15 protein-coding genes are annotated in these 20,094 nt (G+C 31.6%); 13 read left to right on the top strand and 2 right to left on the bottom strand.

Annotated elements, in window-relative coordinates; genetic code table 11:
• The first annotated feature begins 15 nt into the window (after window positions 1-15).
• Entirely contained in the window at window positions 16-513 is a 498-nt protein-coding gene (locus AAIB49_RS13235; protein WP_343458294.1) for a PadR family transcriptional regulator, read from the top strand.
• Between the two features lie 470 nt (window positions 514-983).
• A complete protein-coding gene (locus AAIB49_RS13230; RefSeq protein WP_186870997.1) occupies window positions 984-1,949 on the top strand; it encodes a tRNA dihydrouridine synthase in 966 nt (321 codons plus the stop codon).
• Between the two features lie 160 nt (window positions 1,950-2,109).
• On the opposite strand, the gene AAIB49_RS13225 is transcribed toward AAIB49_RS13230, so the two are convergent.
• Together AAIB49_RS13225 and AAIB49_RS13220 are read right to left on the bottom strand one after the other, a co-directional pair.
• Window positions 2,110-3,213 carry an MBL fold metallo-hydrolase gene (locus AAIB49_RS13225; protein ID WP_186871054.1) on the bottom strand — a complete coding sequence of 368 codons (1,104 nt, stop codon included), beginning with the start codon at window positions 3,211-3,213 and terminating at the stop codon, window positions 2,110-2,112.
• Window positions 3,214-3,920: 707 nt separating this feature from the next.
• Window positions 3,921-5,246, bottom strand: a complete 1,326-nt coding sequence (locus AAIB49_RS13220; RefSeq protein WP_343458293.1) for an aminotransferase family protein — start codon at window positions 5,244-5,246, stop codon at window positions 3,921-3,923.
• 224 nt (window positions 5,247-5,470) lie between these two features.
• On the opposite strand from AAIB49_RS13220, the gene AAIB49_RS13215 reads away from it, so the two are divergent.
• The 11 genes from AAIB49_RS13215 (at window position 5,471) to AAIB49_RS13165 (ending at window position 20,093) form a co-directional block, all read left to right on the top strand.
• Window positions 5,471-6,673, top strand: a complete 1,203-nt coding sequence (locus AAIB49_RS13215) for a hypothetical protein (RefSeq protein WP_343458292.1) — start codon at window positions 5,471-5,473, stop codon at window positions 6,671-6,673.
• 29 nt (window positions 6,674-6,702) lie between these two features.
• Window positions 6,703-7,413: an SDR family oxidoreductase gene (locus AAIB49_RS13210; RefSeq protein ID WP_339216622.1), complete on the top strand. Its 711-nt coding sequence runs from the start codon at window positions 6,703-6,705 to the stop codon at window positions 7,411-7,413.
• Window positions 7,414-7,436: 23 nt separating this feature from the next.
• Window positions 7,437-7,628, top strand: a complete 192-nt coding sequence (locus AAIB49_RS13205; protein WP_186871001.1) for a thiopeptide-type bacteriocin — start codon at window positions 7,437-7,439, stop codon at window positions 7,626-7,628.
• Between the two features lie 127 nt (window positions 7,629-7,755).
• Window positions 7,756-10,158 (top strand): hypothetical protein, encoded by a 2,403-nt coding sequence (locus AAIB49_RS13200; RefSeq protein WP_343458291.1) that lies wholly within the window; start codon window positions 7,756-7,758, stop codon window positions 10,156-10,158.
• Between the two features lie 47 nt (window positions 10,159-10,205).
• The gene (locus AAIB49_RS13195) at window positions 10,206-11,258 is read left to right on the top strand and encodes a hypothetical protein (RefSeq protein ID WP_211741995.1); all 1,053 of its coding nucleotides are present in this window, start codon (window positions 10,206-10,208) and stop codon (window positions 11,256-11,258) included.
• A 22-nt stretch (window positions 11,259-11,280) separates the two neighbouring features.
• A complete protein-coding gene (locus tag AAIB49_RS13190) occupies window positions 11,281-13,830 on the top strand; it encodes a hypothetical protein (RefSeq protein ID WP_343458290.1) in 2,550 nt (849 codons plus the stop codon).
• A complete protein-coding gene (locus AAIB49_RS13185; protein ID WP_343458289.1) occupies window positions 13,831-15,456 on the top strand; it encodes a hypothetical protein in 1,626 nt (541 codons plus the stop codon).
• Between the two features lie 109 nt (window positions 15,457-15,565).
• Window positions 15,566-17,167 carry a YcaO-like family protein gene (locus AAIB49_RS13180; protein ID WP_343458288.1) on the top strand — a complete coding sequence of 534 codons (1,602 nt, stop codon included), beginning with the start codon at window positions 15,566-15,568 and terminating at the stop codon, window positions 17,165-17,167.
• The gene (locus AAIB49_RS13175; RefSeq protein WP_343458287.1) at window positions 17,145-18,494 is read left to right on the top strand and encodes a hypothetical protein; all 1,350 of its coding nucleotides are present in this window, start codon (window positions 17,145-17,147) and stop codon (window positions 18,492-18,494) included. The genes AAIB49_RS13180 and AAIB49_RS13175 overlap by 23 nt, the downstream gene beginning before the upstream one ends.
• A 74-nt stretch (window positions 18,495-18,568) precedes the next feature.
• Window positions 18,569-19,387 (top strand): lantibiotic dehydratase C-terminal domain-containing protein, encoded by an 819-nt coding sequence (locus AAIB49_RS13170; RefSeq protein ID WP_343458286.1) that lies wholly within the window; start codon window positions 18,569-18,571, stop codon window positions 19,385-19,387.
• On the top strand, window positions 19,374-20,093 hold the full coding sequence (locus AAIB49_RS13165; RefSeq protein ID WP_339216612.1) for a nitroreductase family protein: 720 nt from the start codon (window positions 19,374-19,376) through the stop codon (window positions 20,091-20,093). The genes AAIB49_RS13170 and AAIB49_RS13165 overlap by 14 nt, the downstream gene beginning before the upstream one ends.
• Window position 20,094 lies beyond the last annotated feature (1 nt).

Below are 20,094 nucleotides of genomic sequence, written 5' to 3'. Positions count from 1 at the left end.
GCGAGGAATATCAACATGTCAGTAAAACATTCACTACTCGCCCTATTGTATGAAAAACCTAGACATGGTTATGAATTAAAGACCGGATTCGAGGAAATGGTGCAAGGAATGTGGCCATTAAATGCAGGACAGGTATATACGACACTTGACCGACTAGAAAGGGATTCACTAGTAGAAACCCCAGGTCATGATAAGAAGGACCGCAAGCTCTATACGATTACAACTGCCGGTAAAGAGGAGCTCTGGCGTTGGTTGGAGGAGCCTGTTGGTAGATCCTTGTTCAAGGACGAATTTTACTTTAAGTTTCTATGCGCCAATCAAGTGACTTATGAGAATAGACAAAGCATGATAAGAAATCAAAAGGAAACGATGATAAAGGATATTCTTCATCTTACTCATCTCAAGAAACAAATGCTGAGCTCAGGAAATGAAACGATGAAACTGCTTATTGAAGGAGCGTTGCTTCATTTAGAAGCTGATATAAAATGGTTAGACATGATTGCAGAATCGTAAAAGGTCATTCCATAATGGTTAAGGAATGGAAGGAGCTTATAATTGTTTACAAGTATGGATTTTGCTCCAGCTATTCTTGATTTTATTATAAAGTAGGAAAAGATGAGACAGGGGCTCCTGTCTTTTTTTTCTATAAAAGAGCTGAGGAGGCTCACCAGCTGCCCGGCGGTGAAAAAGAAGACACTGCGATGGTCTTTTCTTACAGATGTCGCCCCTGTACTGGAAGCAACCGTAAGTAAATTTCCGCAGCGTGGTCTTTGCTCATGATTTGGTTTTTACTTTAATATAAATTCTTTTGTCCCACCCTCTAATAGTAAATGGTAAAGTTTATAATGTCTGGAATTAACTATAGCTTGATAAAAAGCGCTTATGCATGCTATAAGTATATAGGTAACATTGACAATATAGCGTTTTATTTTTGGGATTTGATACTGACCTGATATCCCATAGTGAAAGGATTTGAATTTAATATGGTAGATAATTTTTGGCGTGATTTACCACGGCCATTTTTTATACTTGCTCCAATGGAAGATGTGACAGATGTTGTTTTTCGTCATGTCGTGAGCGAAGCAGCTAGACCGGATGTGTTCTTTACTGAGTTTACAAACACGGAGAGTTACTGTCATCCAGAGGGAACCCAAAGTGTACGTGGACGTTTAACATTTACAGACGATGAACAGCCAATTGTTGCCCATATTTGGGGTGATAAACCCGATTACTTCCGACAAATGAGTATTGGTATGGCGGAGTTGGGATTTAGAGGTGTGGATATTAATATGGGCTGTCCTGTTCCTAATGTGGCAGCAAAAGGAAAGGGAAGCGGCCTGATCCTTCGTCCAGAAGTCGCTGCAGAAATAATACAAGCTGCAAAGGCAGGAGAATTGCCTGTAAGTGTGAAAACAAGACTTGGTTATACGGATGTAGATGAGTGGAGGGACTGGCTAACACATGTATTGAAGCAGGACATTGCTAATCTTTCAATTCATTTGCGTACAAGAAAGGAAATGAGCCAAGTTGACGCTCATTGGGAGCTAATTAAAGAAATCAAAGATCTTCGTGATGCGATAGCACCAGAAACACTGTTGACGATTAATGGGGATATTCCTGACCGTCAGACTGGTTTACAGCTTGTGGAGCAATATGGTGTTGACGGAGTGATGATTGGCCGTGGTATTTTTAAAAATCCATTTGCCTTTGAAAAAGAGCCAAGAGAACATAGCAGCAAGGAATTACTTGATCTGTTAAGATTGCATCTTGATCTTTATGATAAATATTCACAAGAATTAGAGACACGTTCCTTCAAGGCTCTTCATCGCTTCTTTAAGATTTATGTTAAAGGATTTCGAGGGGCTAGTGAATTAAGAAATCAGTTGATGAGCACAGAGTCAACGGATGAAGTACGTGCAATGCTTGATAACTTTGAATTAGACTATTAAAGGAAGACTTTGATGTCATTATTAATTCATACCTTAGATAAAAATACTCCCCATAAGGCGAAACAGATTTTTCTTTAGAATCTGCGTACCATATGGGGAGTATTCTTTTGGAACAATCAGTATCGGCAATGCTAACTTAATTAGAAGCTTAAATTTCCTACTAAAAATCCCACCAATAATCAGGTTCTAATGGCAAGTCTCTATTTAAAGGGACCGTTTCCCCTATTTGTGGAGCCATTATATTCACTTCTAATCGTTCAGCTTCTTTTAATGCGCGTTCAATTGGATCTGTCCAGCTGTGATAGCTGAGGGTAAATGCAGCCCAATGAATTAACATCATATTCTTTCCATTTACATCTAAGTGGGCTTGAAGGGATTCTTCTGGTTTCATATGAGCCCAGTCCCAGAGCTCATCATATTGACCACCTTCTATTAGTGTAATATCAAACGGACCGTATTTTTCTCCTATTTCCTTAAAATGTTTATCATATCCGCCATCCCCACTTGTATAAAAACGTGTATTCTCCCCAAGAATAACCCAACCTCCCCATAAAGTGGAGTTGCGATTGAGTAGCCCTCTTCCTGAGAAATGTTTGGAAGGAGTCAATGCAATCGTTAAACCATTAAAATCTGTTTCATCCCACCAATTAAGTTCTGTGATTCTTTCTTTGTCAACTCCCCATCGAATAAGATGAGTACTTACTCCTAGAGGAACAAAAAAATGAGATACCTTATCCTTTAGCTTCATTATGGATGTATAATCTAAGTGATCATAATGATCATGCGTAATGAAAACTGCATCTATAGGTGGTAATTCTTCAATGATATGTAAAAGATCCTGACTATAGCGTTTGCTTCCCCCTACAAATGAAACTGGAGAGGGTCTAGGTCCAATCATTGGATCCACCAATATTTTCTTATTATCAATACTTAATAAAAAAGTAGAATGACCAAACCAAGTTAAACTATCTTCTTCACTTTTCACCATTTCCCAATCAAATTTAGAAATAGGTAAGTCCCCAGTTGGAGAGCGATCGTTATCTCCTGGGAATATAGATTCTTTAACCATCTTGAACATCCCAGAGATTCCCATGTTCATCTCCGTTGCTACTTGATTGGTAAACTTTCCGTTTTGATAGTTAGGTAATTTCTCAAATTTCTCTTGTTGTTGTTTACTTGGATTTCCACCGAACACGGGGTTAATAGTTAAAAATAAAATAATGGATACCAATAGTAGAATTAAAAAAATTACGAAATATAGCATTGCTCTTCTCATTGCTCCTCCTGTAATCTAATAAAAATGAACCTTTTCTTAAATATTCTCTTATACAAAGTTGCATTTGAACGACATCAATACTTTTGTATGTATAGTCATTATCCTCCATTAAGAATGGTATGTGAAATGTGAAGCGCTTTTGCTTTAAGAAATTGTTAATTAACATACTATAACAGGTTTTAGGAGATTCGACGAAACCTTGTAGTGATAATAAAAAAAGAGTCCATTATCGAAGGATTGACAAAATGGCCTCTTATTAAACAGCAATATTTATTTTAAAATGATATGGGTTGAACTAGGGATTTCTTCGTATAATAGATTACTTTTTGAATACTTATAATCCATAATCGTGATAATTAATGACCAATTAAAATAGTTAAAATAACAAAAGAACCGTTCGAAAATTTGTTTTCAATGTAGATATAAAATAATTTTCTAAAGTAGAATAACATTCAGTTACGGTTCTTATAGGAATATTGCCTTCTTGTATTTCACCAATATTAATTAAGGTGAGCTTAATCGTAAAGGCGTTGAACTATTTCAATTGAAAAGTAGTTAAAAGGATTGCATCCCACCATAATTTAATCACGAGTAATTTTATTGCATGTTTTCATAATGGCATCAAAACCCGAATTAATTTATCTAGCAATAAAAGTGTGGGCTATATAATAAAGATGTAAATGTTCAAGAAAATATCAATAAATAGTATTATCAAATACTTTCTTGATAATTTTTACAATTTTATTAGCTTCTTCATATGTTAATATAAATGGCGGGAATAAATGTATTCCTGTTGTACGTGGCTGATTAAAGAATGGATAAACAATTAGTCCTTTTTGCGTAAATTTATTAACAAGCTCACTAATCTGTTGGTAGCTGAGGCATTGATAAGTTTTTTTATTTTTAACCAATTCAATACCTAGCATAAGACCTTTACCTCGTGTTTCGGAAAAATTCTTATGACTCTGGAGTGTATTAAAAATTTCGTTTCGAAGATATTCGCCAATGTTTGTCACGTGTTTTAGTAATTTATCATTATTGATTATTTCCAAGGAGGTAATTCCTGCAGCACAAGCTAATGGATTACCATTCTGTGTGGATAAATGTTCAATTTGGGTATTATGACTTATAAAGGTTTCATAAATTTTACTGCTAATTAAAGTAGCTCCTAATGGCAAATAACCATTATTAATTCCTTTAGACAAACAAAGGACATCTGGTTCAATGTTATAATGCTCAAACCCAAACAATCTTCCAGTCCTACCAAAGCCTGTAGCTACTTCATCGATGACTAACAAGATATCATGTTGCAGACAGAATTTTTTTATCAATTGAACATATTCTACCGTGAGAGGTATGGATCCCCCGGAACCTAGTACAGGCTCTATAATTACTGCAGCAATATTTCCCCCATCTCGATTGAAAATATTGTGTAACTCTTCCTTAATCTCGTCAATGCTATCACTATTTGCTTGATTAGGGTATTTCTTAACAGGAGTGGGTAAAAAAATCATCCCTGACAGATTAGGACCATATTCTGAAGAAACTTCACGATCAACTCCACTGATACTCATCGATCCGTAATACGTACCATGGTAGGATAAATCTAATGTGGCAATTTTGTTTTTATGGGGTCTACTTTTTAGTTGATTATATTTACGAGCGATCTTAATTGCTAGTTCTGTAGATTCAGAACCAGTGCATGTATAGATAACATTTACTATATTATCTGGAACAACGTTTAATAGTTGTTCTGCAAACTTTACTGTAGTAGGGTTACTATGTTGTATTGGATTGACATAAGCAATTTTATCTAGCTGATTTATTATGGCCTCATTAATTTTAGGATTTCCATAACCTAAAGAAACGTTCCATAAACCACTTATTGCATCAAGATAAACTTTTCCTTGTGTGTCTTGGATGTATATCCCTTCACCCCGAACTATAATAGGGAAATCAGGTCCATAGGATACTGGCTTTAAAGGGTGAACATGTGGATAAAGCATATTCTTCGTACTCAATTATAACACCTCTTTTATTTATAATAATTTAGAAGAGATTATCAATGGTAGTCACAATAAAATTGTTGATTCCGATTAATGGTTATTATAATAGAGTGATAGACTAATTTCAATAATGTTAAAATTTTATAAATAATTAAGAAAAAATTATTTACTTCATGTAATTGTAATGTTAAAATGATAATCGAATTATTAATAAAGTCTATAGAGGTGTTGTTTGTAAATTGCTAGTTATCGGATATGTATATGAGGATAAGTATGGAATGTTCCACATGACAAACCAATTAATCGGAGCAGATTTAAATAAGCTAGATTCGATTGAATTACTAGATTTCTATACTAACACACCAGATGATTTTTACTCCTTTCTTGAATATTACAACGTAACGGATTATATATTTGTATGCGATGGTAAAAGAATGCATAGGTTTGTAGGATTCTTAAATAACAATTATCCAATCCGTTTCCAATTAGTCGATACTAACCAAATATTGAAAATTGGCCACTCTACTTTATCTAGTTACAACCTTAGAAAAAAGTTTCCTAACAACACTGCTTTACATGTAAAGTTTGAACAGGAAACGTCCCCTATAAAAGATGCCTTATATCTATTGTTAACGGGCCAATATCCTCTAAACACCAAAGGAAATCAAATCAAACATTTTTATGTTGAAAATAAGGATTTATTAAACAAAATAAATAGTAGTGTCTTAAAGAATTGTGTTATAAATTCAATCATTTTTTATGATAGATGTACCACTGATATCCTGCCTGAATTGTTTCCAGTCCTAGTAAACTTTCACAGAGAAAAAGAAACAATAGAATCTATGAAACTAATTCATATGAACGAAGAAGAAATAATAGAGGGTATGAAATCTTTTCAAAGTAATGGTGAAGTGTTGAATAATCAAATTACCAATGGCATTATTGATTATTCCGCAGTGATGAACATCGATAGAAATCAGCGGTTATTCTATTTTAAAGATGGCATCTTCAGGGATTACAGTAAAAACTATCTTATTACGAATAATTTTGATGAAGATTTTTATGTGCTAGTTAACTACTTAAGTTACAAAAATACCCGTATGACTACACCAATCATGAGAATATTCCCAATGGTTATAAACATTTCTGCTCTACTAGGAAAAAAGAAGATGTATATGGTTACCCCTTACAATGCATTTTTTACTAAAGAATATCTACAAAAACATAAAGATTTTAAGCTTATCGGGTTCGTAATAGATGATCAATATTATTTATATAATATTTCCCTAAACAAGAATTACAAAGTAAATAAAGCAACCTTACTTTTACTAGAGTATTATTTAAAGAACAAAATCGATTCTATAGAATTACAAAAATATATTCCTAATAAACTGGAATCTTTTAAAGAACAGTTTTATAAGATTATCGAGAGCATATCATAGAATCTTAATACTGAGTTGAGGTGTGGTTATTGAAAAACATAATCATTATTGGATCTGAAGGAATTATAGGACAAGCTGTTAGAGATACCTTTAAAGATTATTTTCAAGTATGTATAGATAAATCTTTAGGCGAAGAAATGGTGGAAAATTCTAATTCCATTCAGTTATCTTATGATATTACATCAGAACAAGATCTTAATAAAATATATGAAGTAATTAAGGGAAAGAATTTGAATATTGATGGCGTAATATATTTAGCTGGTGTTAATTATATGAGAAACTTTTTTACTTCGACAACCGATTCCTGGCAAGAAACATTTGATATAAATTTATTTGGAATTGTTAAATTCCTAAAACGGATATATAACCTGTTTTCTGAAAAAATTTCCATCGTGTGTGTTGCATCGCAAAATGGAATCGTTGGGCATGAAGATCGAGTAGATTATGGGCCGTCTAAGGCAGCGATTATTCAACTAGTAAAAAATCTGACTGTTGACTTCGCTAAGTATTCGAATAAAGATATTAAGATAAATTGTGTTTCACCAACCTATGTATTAACAGAGGAAAACAAGGAATATTTTGATAGCTTCCCTGGTAAGAGACTTATAAATAGAATTCCTTATAAAAAGCTAGTAACACCAACTGAAGTTTCTAATGTAATCGAATTTTTAACATCTGATAAAAGCGATGCAATTAGAGGTCAAAATATTGTTATAGACTATGGATATACTATAGTTTAATTCTATTAAAGGAGGTGATAATTATGTCAAAAGAACTTACAAAGATCAATGAAAATGAAAAAATTGATCAATTATTTGCAGACATTGAAGAGTTAGAGTTTGTTGATATCAATGAAGCTACGGCTCTACCAGAGACAGCTGCTACTAGTGGTTCTGCGTTTGGTAGCAACTGCTCTACATGTGGTTCAAGCTCAACTTGCTCTTCTACAACATGATTTCACTTCTAAGGTAAAACATGTTTTAGAAGGGTTGTCTAATTGACTATGGGTTAAGCCAACCCTTCTAATCCCAAAATATTATATTAAACAATTTAATTTTGTAATATAAAAGGTTGTGAATTGGATGGTCCAAATACATTCTTGTGCAACATTAGTTTATTTTAAAAAAGATAATGATAATTTAATAACCGCAGATAATCATTTTGATTTATCTTATATACGTAACTATTTAGCTGAAGAAGGTATAAGCACAACCCAATATATTGAGAAAAACCTTAAATTAATTTACGATCTAGAAGATGATATAGCAGCTATAGGTAATAAAATCATAATTTTTTATATTGATGAAAAGAACTTCGATATTACCCATATAGTTTCTGAAAGGTTAAAACAGATTGATTATACAATAATTTGGACTGGTTTAGTCTCTAATGATTATAATAATTTCATTTCTAAACAAGATTCTTATGACCTGCTAATCTCTGATAACTTAGCTGAAAAGGTATTACAAATACTAATTGAGTTAGTTAACGATTTGCCTATAAAAGCATCCACTTTCGTAGAAAATCGGAGTCATTATGCATCTTTCAATCTATCTACTCAAAATACACTATCTCCATATCAGAACGGAAATATACAAGTAAGACAAGTGAATAACTATGGCATGAGATTAAATTTATTTAACCTCACTGACTCTTTAAGATTAGAGCATAAATATATAGTAAACCAAATTATTGATGACCTTCGATTATTTGAATCAAAAGGAGTTAGTGGCACGATTAACTTCTTGGATCACGATATTCTCAATAATTTAGAATTATTCAATTCTCTAATGAATGTTATGAATCCCGAAGAGTATTCGTTTACATTTTCAGCGAGAGTTAGCCTTAACAAATTGTCAGACGATATTCTCAAGAAATTGGCACATTCAAAATTTAATAGGTTAGAGATTCTTATACAAGAAATTGATTATGAAGATATTATTTCTAAATTTGATAGAATTTATAAAACAATGAGTAGTTATAAAGGGAATATTTCGTATAGTCCTATTTTACTAGAAAATAACAAAAATGTAAACTCCAATCAACTATTAAAGTTTATCAATAGTTCGGTATACTCAAAGCTATTTGAGGGTGACATTAGAATTTTACTTCATAATGATATGGATAAAGTTAGGGATCGAGGGAATTTTAGTCGTGAAATTCCGCAATATTTAGGTGGGATTTTGCAAAATCAGCAACAGAATTCATTATCAATGAGAGTTGAAGGTGCTCTTGTAAATGGTTATATTTCTTTCTTAACAGGCTACTATCCTTATAACTTTGCTGGTGGTAATAGTAAACATGTTGCTGTTAAGGATAAACAATTAGGTAAGAATACTTATCGTAATTTAAGTAATTTTTTAGGTATTAATAGTGCTGTCATTTATGATTCAGGACAAGAAAGATTGTCTTCTGTAGAAGGTTTGTTATATAGCATTAATGAAGGTGGTGCAATACGGGAGACAAATGAAGTATTTGACTTTAACAAAGATGAAGCTAGAAAACAAGATGTTTTCTTACCACACTACCATCAAGTGTACAAAACAGGAAGGAAATATATTGAGACACTTCAAATAGATGACCATCACCATTCCTTAGAAATCGAAGTTCTTAAAACACCTTATTCTGAAGTTAATGATGAGCAGCTATTAGATGAATACAATTTTTTGTCTATTAATACAGAGCAAGATCTCGAGCATTTTATAAATGATGTTGAATATTTTGTGCAAACAGGACAGTTCCGTAACTTTTATGAAATATCAAGTTTTCTATTGGACGCTTGTAGGTGGGGTAGGGCTGAACACTGTGCATTAGCAAAACTACATCGCTTTAATTTAGATGAGAGTCAAAATATTCTACCTTGTGGAGGATGTAGCAAAGCAATTGGCAAACTTTCAGATTCTTATATAAATCTGGTTGGTAACGCTTTACAAATCTCTGAAGAAGAGCAAGAGCTTCGTGGATGTAATATTTGCCCAGTGAAAGATAGTTGTTCTAAATGTGCGATGCTCCCTAATTACATGAATAGAGAACAGTATTGTGAGATTAGAAGGAAAAACCAATATATTGGTGAATATATAAATATTTCCAATATCATCAAACACTTGTTGAAGAATGTCCCGTTATTTATCAATGCTAAATATCAAGATGTTAAAGTTTCCACACCATTTAATACACATATGTTCTCAAACGACATCATTTCTAATAGTAATTCTTTAATAAAAGAGCATATTTACCTATTATACATACAAGACGAGCCAATTATCGTGGAAAATAGAAGTTTAAAATTATTGAAAATCCCTACAGCTGTTGCGTTGGTATTTGAAGGTTTGTTAAAGGGTGCTTCTAGTGAATTGATTAGAGAGGAGGTAATTAATAAATTTAAAATTAATGTTGACGTAGCAGACAGTTTGTATAAGAAAACGATAGATAGACTATTAGATTTAAACTACCTAGATAACCATAGAATGTCAGTATTAAACTAGATGATAATGCAAGTTAAACTAAATTAGCTAAAAGAGGTGCTATTTGTATGCCTATTAGTATTTATAACTATGCGGAAAGTAAGATACCACTAATCCTAGAAATGACTAGTAATACTACGCTTAGGAATTTACAGGGTAGTTATTACCTTGATAACGATTGGCAACATGGACCAAACACACTGGTAGTATTCCGCAATGGTTCTGAAGAGAGGTTTCTAGTGGATGAAATAAAAGAATTTGTACGTGATTATATCAATAGAAATCCAATTAATCACGAATATCTTAGGCAAAAACAACAATTATATCGGGAAAAACAAAGAACATTAGTTGAACTTGAATATCGAGATAATGTTGATATCAATTTATTACATGAGCATGGTCATGTTCTTTCAAGGCCTAGGAAAAGTGGAATCTATAATTCGAAACAACACCGAAAGACTTTCGATAAGTATCGATGTGATCTAAATGATATTTACCTAAAGATTTTGGAGAAATACCATGAATTATCGATAGTAGAAAGAGCACATCTATTTTTACACCAGTTTCGCTTTATTGCCTCATTATATGAGGATGGCCCCAAAAATGGACATTTAACATTTTTATCTCATGCACAAGGGTTCTTATCAAATATTGAAGCAAGAGGTTTGAATAGTAATATTAAGATTAATTTTGAAAAGAAAAGAACGCAACTATTTCATAACAATGAAATCATTTTGAGAGATGATATTATTGAATTGATGCAAGAATGGGAAGCTAGATGGACTAATATAGCAATGGAGATGAATGATAGCTTTAGTATAGACAATTATGATGATCCAGAAGAAGGAGTAGGATTAAAGCCACAACTAGAGTTGTTGAAAAGGGAACTTGCTCCTTTAAATAATGAATTTCATACGGATTTATTAAGTTTAGATGAAACTGGAGAACTAGAACAATTTCTTCACTCTAAAAAAATGCTTGTATTTAGGGACATTGTTAATTTATTTTACCTAAGTCTGCCATTATTTGAACAAAGCATGGCAGAGAAACAATTCTATGCCTATTCTGTTGTAAAATATTATGATGATTATTTTAATGGTGAAGTTCTGTATAAAATCTAATAAAGGATTTGGGTGTTAACTAATGACTTTAAATCCATTTGTATTAAAAAGAGAAAATATATTAGAAAAAAGTGCAATAAAACATGATTTTGATACCGACGTATTTCTTGAAATTGATCACGTAGAATTATTATTAAATAGTTACCGTGATAAAATAATTGACTCTCTTAACAAAATGCTTAAAAACACAAATAATCCTTACCTATTGAATTCTATTAGATATTTAAGAAAGAATAAGTATCAAAGATTTGTAAATAGTTCAGATAATATACAAGCATTTATTCCAATTACTCTAAATGAAGAAATAAGTAGATTTATCGGATTATATCGACATTATATTCAGTTATCAGAAAGCGCAAAACTAATGTATGAAAGAAATTTAACAGAAGTAAGGCAACGGTTTAAAGATATCCTTGAAGAAAATTTGTTTATATCAAACGGATTACATTTGATTAATCCACAGATTTATTCTAAATTAACATCTTATTTGAACACACCTTTAGAAGAACATAAAAGTAAACATCGTAAGTTAGAAGGTACCTTATATAATTTTATTAGTCGATCAGCTCTAAAAACGAGTCCATTTAGTAATATTACTAATGTCGGGAGAGCGGAATTATCTAATCGTAATACGTTAGCTAATGAATATCAAAAATCAGTTTCTTTAAATTATACATTTGTTTATAAATTGACTTATTATTATTTATTTAACTCTAATTTGTTTATTGAGAAGACGAAATATACGATCCCACCATTTTCAATTACCTCAGAAAATGGGGTACATTACATTGAGTTTCTTTCAAAAAAAGAAAATTCTACCCGAACAAAAGTCTTTCTTTCAGAGGAACGATTAGGAAAGTTGAAAATACCACAGTCATTAGTTGCCCTTTTTAATGAAAAAGAGATGGATAACTATATGTCCTTCGCTGAACTGCATACTGCTATGGGAAAAGAAATACAAAAGGAGAAGATACTTGCAATCATTCGTAACTACCTAAAAATAGGGCTATTAATTCCAGTAATAGGATTTGATGAAACAAAGTATGAAGTCTTTTTTGAAGATATCAAAAGCAAGCTAATTCCTTTATTGGAAGAAGGATCCTACTCAGAATTAATAATGTATCTTAATAAAATCTATGAATTGTCTAAACAAGTATCTTTTGCAGAAGATATCAATGAAAAACATTACTATTATAAAAAACTAAATACTATTTTGAAAGAAATAAGTGAGAAAACAGGTATTAAATTTGCTCCTAATCAAGTATTCTATGAAGACGGTTATTATACTGAGGTAGAATATATCGACAGTGAAATAATGAATAGATTCATTAGTCCGCTTAAACAGATACAAACATTTTCACTCATTTTTGATACTAGTATCAGATTACGGTATGAATTTGCTGCTAGATTAAAAAGTATTCGTAAACAGGATTTTCTAGAGATGGATAGTGATTTCTTCTCTATTTTGTTTGATTTATCCAAGGATATGACGAACTATTGGGAAAATCCTGCATTTATTGCGTCGGATCAATTTTATTCAGATGAACTAAAAGAACTAGATAATATAAAATGTAGCTTTATAGCAGAATTAAATAGTTTATGTAAGAACTACTCATCTGACTCTATCGATATCACAAGATTGATTGACACCTATATCCAAAAAATCCCTAAAAAGATTAGAAAAGAGAAGGGGATAAGTACTGGTGTCTTTGCCCAAATTAATCAGGATAAATTAATAATAAATTCTTTATATGAAGGTCAGGAAAGATACTTGGCACGATTCATGAATTATTTTATAGAATATTTATTTGATAGTGAAGATTATCAGGTTTATACAAAGGATTTCTATGATGATAATAATTACTATGAATTATCAGATACGTACGGTTTTAATGGTAATGTGAAGGAACATCGACTTAGTAGAGAGTGCTATACAGTAGGAGTTGGAAACCGGAGATTCTCTATTAAGGATAATGAATTGCTTCATAAGGTCGAAGATTTTAAAGTAAACGTCAGTGATAACTTATTTAGATTTATTGATAGAGATGGTAAGGAAGCAAAAATCTGTTTTAGAGGATCTCTTACTCCTACATACATGCCTGGATATATAGCAATACTATTACAAATGTTTACATCAGGAGCGATGTATTACAAATTAGGAGAGATGATAAAGGAAGAAATTATACCAAGAATCTCTTATGGCAATATAGTGCTTAATAGAAAGAGGATTCGTTTAACCTACATACAAGAGGAATTAACAAGAAAAGATGAAGAAAGTGATTTTGAGTATTACAGACGTTTAAATTTAGTTTTCTCAAAATTGGAACTAGATAAAGAATTCTTTGTCGTCATCGATCGAAGTTCACAGCTAAATGATGAGGAACTTTTTAAATTTAAACCTCTCTACATTAACATAGAAAATCCTTTATCTGTAAAAGTATTTGAAAAAGAAGTGGTGGATAAGTTTGAGAAGTCAATTTATGATCTTTTTTTTATGGAAGAATATTTGAGCAACTCAGGACCCAATGCTAAAGAGTTTAATTTTGAAATTTATCAGAAGGGTGAAACTTAAATGGATGGATTACTGATTTTAAATCGACAAAATACAATGGTTTACTTGGATGAAAATAAAAGTATTATTAAAACGTATTTTCTAGAGGTATCCATAGAGACGTCTCAAGAACAATATGAGTTATTAATAGATCTTCTTAATGCTTCTAAACGTGAGCTGGTAATTAGTGATTACTTGAAAAGTCATGAAGATCAAAAATATATTAAACGTTTATTGAAAGTGCTGTATGATATCGGAGCCATTTTCATCTATTCTAATTCTTATGGTTTATCTAGCTATTTCAAGAATAGTTGGTTTAGAGTTTTGTCTCAGTATTTACCTACAGATAAGGATATTCTTCATAGTTGCCGATTATTAGACGAAGCGGTAATACATATCACTCCAGAAGTCGAACAGCATTTTCCGATATTAAGAGATCTATTGATTGAAAATGATATGACTGTTTCACAAGAAATAGGAGGAGAACTTAAGGATAGTGATTGGATAATTACGATGGAGAATGACTTTATTCATCATAATATTATCGAGCTATCTTTATCAGCGGATAAAATAATCGGGAGTACGAATAAGCTAGCTCAAAATTACAAACCTATAGAGAATAAGGAACATTTGATTTCTAAAGAATCTTTACTATACAAAGTGGGTCCATATTATGCCATGTTATATGTTATTAAATCTATAGTGGATATATCTAAATCTACTTTTTCTTTAAATAAAGAAGGGAAATTTTATGAATATGATTTAGAGGAAGAAGATTTCATGCAAACTGTTGAAGAATTTTCTTTTCCAAAACCTAAGCGTTCTAAGGAAAAGCTAGATTACATTGGAAATTTTGAGTCGTTCATCAATAACAATCCAACTATACCAATTTCTATTTCAGGTTGGAAGGATGAACAATATGCTGACTTATTTCAAATGGGATACACTACTTATTCTCTATCCGATAGATCAATGAACGACACTTTTGTTTATGCAGGTGTCGATTATATTGAAATAGCTATGGAAACTATTAAAAAAGGTCTAGAATACTATTTTAATAGGGATCTAAAACAAAGCAAATGGATGATTTCTACTAACGAGTCTTATTATCTAGATAAGGTGCTATTTCTACTACAATATGTGGATGAACCTTTTACTGTTCAGAAGGTTGAGCGAGTGAATTATCCTAATAATAATTTAAACAGCTATCTTACTATACTAAATATGGATCTAGATTTTTATGTTAAAAAGTATATCAATTCTAGTTCATATATTGTTTACTTATTAGATCATGGAAAAGATAAAATGTACTCAGATGAAAAAAGGACATTAAACATTGAAGAAAAAATGGTTGAGTTAGCATTAAATTATATATTAATTAAGTTTAATACCAATAAAAGAATCACGAATATTTTAACATCTATCAATTCGATTGATAAAGAAGCATTACTCCAAAAGGATAATCATGAATATATTAGCTTGGATATACCTAATGAAAAAGAATTTATAGAAAATGGATTACAGCTATTTAAGCACTCTAACTTATATCTATTGGAAAGTGCATGGAAGTATGAAGAACAATTACATGAATCTAATTTAATTGTTCGAAAGATTGAGGTGGAGAAAAATCAAAATTCTAGAGTCTAGGAGAACGATTGTAGCTTCTCTTGAAATTAATCAATATGTTGTTGTAGCTTGTAAGTCGCATAAATTAGGATGTATAGAGTGTGTTCGGAAGAGAGTCGAAGATAAAGGTTTGAATCAACATTTCAATAGACCTGATTTAAATCAAGTTGATTTAAAGATTATCGAAGAGCTAAAACAGAAGGTTATGGAGGAGGAAGGGCATTACTATTTTGCCTATAATCTACTAACGAAAGAAATTATTAAACTCTTTATGATTAAATATCCTCAATGTTCTGTTTGTGGTGAAAAAGAGTCCATTAACTTATTAAAGGAAAATGCGATAATTCCTGTAAACGATCGATTAAATGATGGATTTAGAGAAAGAGAATTTGATGAGGTAATAAAGGTCCTTCAAAATAATATAGAGAGCTTTTTACATCCACTGTTCGGTCTTTTTGATACACATAGCCGTAATATATCTGATAGTATGCCTCTTATCAGTTTGTATGTAATGTTAGGGAGAAGAAAATTTGATGCACATGGGAGGCGGGGTACATATAAAGGTTCATTTTTTACTGCTATATTAGAAGGATTAGAAAGGTTTCACGGAATTGCCCCTCCAACAACTAGTAGTTACTACACCAGTGAACAATCTCTTATGGAGAAAAAAGAGCAATTTATCTCGCTTCATCAATTTCTTCATCTACCAGAATCATTGTGCACAGAAGATTTTGTACAAATTGAAACATATTCAACGGAGACTGATATATTTTGGAGATACGTATATTCATTCAATGATAAGAGATATATATTAGTTCCAGAAGAAGTTATTTACTTCTCGACACATGATTTTTATGAAAAACCACACGACAAACGTTACATTCTCGATAGTTCAAACGGTATTGCACTAGGATCGAACGAGATTGAAGCATCAATTGGTGGTTTATTTGAGGTAATTGAACGAGACTCTTTTTTAGTACATTGGTATTCTAAATCAAGTCCATTAAGAGTAGAAGGTATAGAAAATATTGGAAATAAAAACATCAACTTGATGATTGCCTATTTACAGTCAATTGGATATAAGGTACATATCTTTGACGTAACTCTTGAAAGTGAAGTCCCCTCTTTTTGGGTCTTGCTTGAACTAGAAGATAAAGAGGCAGATGAAGATAGAATTGCTCTATACACAACAGCTGGAACAAATATTAATCCAGAGGAGGCGATTGAATCTGCACTTGTAGAAGCATCTACATCAATTAGGTCTTTTATTGGATATCAAAAGTTGATTTATAAAGGTGTTAAACCAACTGATTTCATGGAGGATTATAGAAAGATTAAAAAGCTAGAAGATCATTTATATTTATATTCATCACCAAAGATGAGATTTGCTTTCGATTTTGCTATTCACACTAAGCGTATTATAGATGCAAATGAACTTATAAAAAAACGCTCCACATACCTAAACAAATTCTCATCACAACGAGAGCTTTTTGACAAGATTATAAATAAGCTCACTCCCCATCATGAAGTCTATCAAGCAAATTTATCGAGTCGTACCTTAAAAATTCTTGGCTTTAATTGTGTGAAAATACTAATACCAACAATGCAAAATATAGGTTTTGGGTATTTGTATCAAAATATTAATCAAGAAAGAATTCAACAAGCTGTCCAGTTAAATAATCTAGATGGTGAAACAGAGGTGATGAATCGTGAACCACATCCTTTCCCATAATCCATCTATTCATCAATTAGAATTGGATTATTATCAGAGTTATTCTGCTGATCGCTATACCAATTCAGATAATAACAATTTTACCATTTTGATTCCTTTTCAGAAGGAATTCGTTAATAGAGATTATCTATATAACGGGTATATTGAAAGGTACCCACAATTAATTGATGATGTCATTGAACATACTTTAAAGATAAAAAGATACGATATTCTAAGTTATTATCATGATCATAATAACTCTCCTTCCGTGAGGAGTTTGCACACAGCGAAATTACTATTTCTAATTAATGGAAAGTTCTACTATTACAATATTTACGAAGAGCAGTTATTACTTGTTTCACATAGTAATATAGATGAAAAATATTTTAAGAGAGATAAATTATATATTTTTGGTGTAAGTGATGTACTAAATTTAGCTAGATTTTATAGTGAATTCGCTTTATATGCCTCACTACTTGATGCAGGGCATCTGTTATATAATGTGAAAAATGTATTACTTAATAAAAATATAGACTTCCTCCAATATAAAGAGATTAATAGTAAATATATATATAAACATATCAATATCGATCAGCGCTATAGCTATATTTCTTTTGGTTTAGAAATAAGTCTGCAAAATAAAGTAAATCTATGGACAGGCAGTAAAAGCTATTCAACTGGCCGTGATATGAGAATATCTATTTCCCATAATGAACTAAGAAAATCGAAATATTTAGATGAACTTCTAAATCATTATAATAGTTCTGTTTATCAGGACAAATTCTCTATTAAAACAGATAACATTCCATACTTTCCGTTATCTTCAAAGTTAATTAGAAATTCCGCTCATACAACGATAGGAAATCATAACTATGGAGAGAAATTTGAATCTTTTATACCTGAAGATGTACTTCATTATTTGATGAAGTCTAAGAAGCTATTTAGTAGTAGTGGGATGGAATATTGTTTTCTACTGAAAGATGATAATGGGGAATGTATATATTGGGCAGATTCAACTACAAGTAATGTAAAGATTGATTTTCGTAAAGTAATGCATGATGACCATAAATTTTTTGATTTTAAATCTTATAGAATTGTATTTGTATGTTTTTCACACAGAGAGTGTGTGCTAGAAAATGGTTTAAAAAATCACCTTATCACATCTTCAGAATTGATGCAGCTAGTTTCTTTATATGCTGCTTCCATTGGATATGCTTTTAGACCAATGAAAAATCATAATGATCATTATTTGAAAAAAATACTAAACCTTAATAGCAATTATGAAATAAATTTCATAGGAGTTGTCTGTAACTCTCCAATTCAGCAATTGAGTTATTTTCTTAGATAAATAGGAAAAACAAAGCAAACCGGTTTTACTTCTCCTTTAATTTGTGAGAATAAAATAAAAAAAGGAGTGGCAGGATGTGGTATTCCTTACATGGATTTATCCATGATTTTAAAGCGATTGATAATTACTTAAAGTCAGATTTTCAACATGTCATACAAGACGATATGGAGACATACTTTTTTATTAGGTATTGGTTAGGTGGCCCTCATGTAAGATTACGATTTAAATGTAAGGAAGAGGATTATCAAAAAATTAGAGTGCGCTTCGAAGAATCTATCACCACTTTTCTAAAGAAAAACATAGTGGATTTAATTGATTATGAACATTTCTACCAGAATACTATGTTAGAAAATGAAAATATTACTCATACCTACTGGTGCGAGCATGGTTCTGTAGTAGAGTTTAAATATGAGCCAGAATATGCACGGTACGGTGGCCAAGAAGCAATAAGGTATTCTGAAAATGTATTCTACGAAAGTAGCGTTTTGGCTAACCAACTAAACAAAATAGCATTTGGTAAAAGGATTATTGTAGGTCTGGATTTAATATACTTAACTTTTCAGCTTGCTAAAGAAAAAGGTAATATTTATAGAACATATTCAGATATTTGGAGGGACTATAATGCTGATGGAGAAATAATCCATAAGTATGAACAGATATTGAAGTGGAGAATAGGTCACCTCCAGCAATCTACTATAGAACATTATGCAATATATAATAATTACTTAAATAGTATTAAACATAATGGTATTCATCACGATATTTCAGTACTTATCTCACATGTTCATATGACAAATAATCGACTTGGGATTTTTCCAGCCATCGAATATAATTTAGCGTCATTGATTGCTAATAATATAGGGGTAGAGGGTGAGATATTTGAAAAGCAATGATCTGCTTTGGGATTTGACTGGTAATAGAAGTACATTAAGGAAACTATATCATAATAATGCCATGATGTCGGAACACTATCACTCTAACAGAATAAAACCGGTAACGGATCCACGAGAGTGGGAAATACTTGATGCAATTCCTATGGAAGAACCTGAGGCAGAGACGAACTTTGAAAAACTGTTAATGTCACGGCGAACTATAAGAGAAGTCAGTGGAAAGAAGGTTGACAATAACTTTATCTCTAGACTACTAAGGTTTAGTGTTGGGATTACTGGTAGTACCGAAAAGGGCTATCAATTATTTAGCTATCCTTCTCCAGGAGCTACTTATGCTACAACTGTATTTTTATCAATCAACCTAGAAAAGTACAATTATGTATATCGTTATAACGCCTACGACCATTCTTTAGAGAAATATTTAGAAGATCCTGACTATCATATTGCAGAAATAATTTATGATAAGAAATTGGCTGCATTTCCGATAAAATTATTTTTTGCTAGCGACTATCAATTAATTGAGAAAATGTACGGAGAAATTGCTTACCGATTACTGTGTTTAGAAATGGGGCATATGGCTCAAAATATTTTACTTTATAGCCAGGAGCGGGGATATCACTCTGCGTGTATTGGAGGTTATAATGAGTTGCAGTTTAAAGAGATGATTGGGGAACAATACGATTTACATTATGTTGTCGTTGTGGGGTGAA

The sequence above is a fragment of the Ornithinibacillus proteolyticus genome (assembly GCF_039581225.1).
GTDB lineage: Bacteria > Bacillota > Bacilli > Bacillales > Amphibacillaceae > Ornithinibacillus > Ornithinibacillus massiliensis.
This window is presented reverse-complemented; position numbering and strand designations above follow the sequence as displayed.

Coding starts and splice junctions, on each gene's coding strand:
- AAIB49_RS13195 (WP_211741995.1), top strand. CDS start 10,206: ATGCCTATTAGTATTTATAACTATGCGGAAAGTAAGATACCACTAATC.
- AAIB49_RS13235 (WP_343458294.1), top strand. CDS start 16: ATGTCAGTAAAACATTCACTACTCGCCCTATTGTATGAAAAACCTAGA.
- AAIB49_RS13205 (WP_186871001.1), top strand. CDS start 7,437: ATGTCAAAAGAACTTACAAAGATCAATGAAAATGAAAAAATTGATCAA.
- AAIB49_RS13185 (WP_343458289.1), top strand. CDS start 13,831: ATGGATGGATTACTGATTTTAAATCGACAAAATACAATGGTTTACTTG.
- AAIB49_RS13225 (WP_186871054.1), bottom strand. CDS start 3,213: ATGCTATATTTCGTAATTTTTTTAATTCTACTATTGGTATCCATTATT.
- AAIB49_RS13170 (WP_343458286.1), top strand. CDS start 18,569: ATGTGGTATTCCTTACATGGATTTATCCATGATTTTAAAGCGATTGAT.
- AAIB49_RS13200 (WP_343458291.1), top strand. CDS start 7,756: ATGGTCCAAATACATTCTTGTGCAACATTAGTTTATTTTAAAAAAGAT.
- AAIB49_RS13190 (WP_343458290.1), top strand. CDS start 11,281: ATGACTTTAAATCCATTTGTATTAAAAAGAGAAAATATATTAGAAAAA.
- AAIB49_RS13230 (WP_186870997.1), top strand. CDS start 984: ATGGTAGATAATTTTTGGCGTGATTTACCACGGCCATTTTTTATACTT.